We start from the raw sequence: 791 nt of genomic DNA, 5'->3' as shown, positions 1-791 counted from the left end.
TGGTCGGCCGCGTCGACGCCCAGGTCAAGGTCCGCGGCTTCAGGATCGAACCCGGGGAGGTCGAGACGCACCTGGCGGCGGCGCCCGGTGTGGCCCAGTGCGCGGTGGTGGTCCGCGAGGACCGGCCCGGCGACAAGCGACTGGTGGGGTACGCGGTGCCCGAGGCCGGGGCCGACCTCGACCCCGTGGACCTGCGCTCGTCGCTGGCTCGCTCCCTGCCCGAGTACATGGTGCCCGCCGCGGTGGTGGCGCTGGAGGCCCTCCCGCTCACCGGCAACGGCAAGCTGGACCGCCGTGCCCTGCCCGAGCCCGACTTCGGCGAACTGTCCCAGGGCCGGGCGCCCCGCGACGAGCGCGAGGAGGAGCTGTGCGCCCTGTTCGCGGAGGTGCTGGGCCTGGAGTCGGTGACGATCGACGACTCCTTCTTCGACCTGGGCGGGCACTCCCTGCTCGCCACCCGCCTGCTCGGGCGCATCCGGGGCGCGCTCGGGGTCGAACTGACCGTCCGCGAACTGTTCCACGCCCCGACCGTCGCCGGTGTCGCCGAACGCATCGGCTCCGGGAACGCCGCCCCCGCCAGGGCCGCGCTCACCGTCCAGGACCGTCCCGAACGGATCCCCCTCTCCTACGCACAGCGCAGACTGTGGTTCCTGGACCGCCTTGAGGGGCCGAGCGCCACCTACAACATCCCGGTGGTGCTGCGCCTGCGCGGCGGTCTGGACGCCGGTGCCCTGGAGGCGGCGCTGGGGGACGTGGTGGAGCGGCACGAGGCGCTGCGGACCGTGTTCCCC

General features: G+C 74.3%; 1 protein-coding gene. It reads left to right on the top strand.

The window, feature by feature from the left end; genetic code table 11:
- On the top strand, nucleotides 1–791 hold a 791-nt coding region (locus tag ACFHWE_RS23625), incomplete at both ends, for a phosphopantetheine-binding protein (protein WP_416604077.1).

The sequence above is a fragment of the Nocardiopsis sp. LOL_012 genome (genome assembly GCF_048060475.1).
Taxonomy (GTDB): Bacteria; Actinomycetota; Actinomycetes; order Streptosporangiales; family Streptosporangiaceae; genus Nocardiopsis.
The sequence above is the reverse complement of the archived record's forward strand: the minus strand, read 5'-3'. Positions and strand labels throughout refer to the sequence as shown.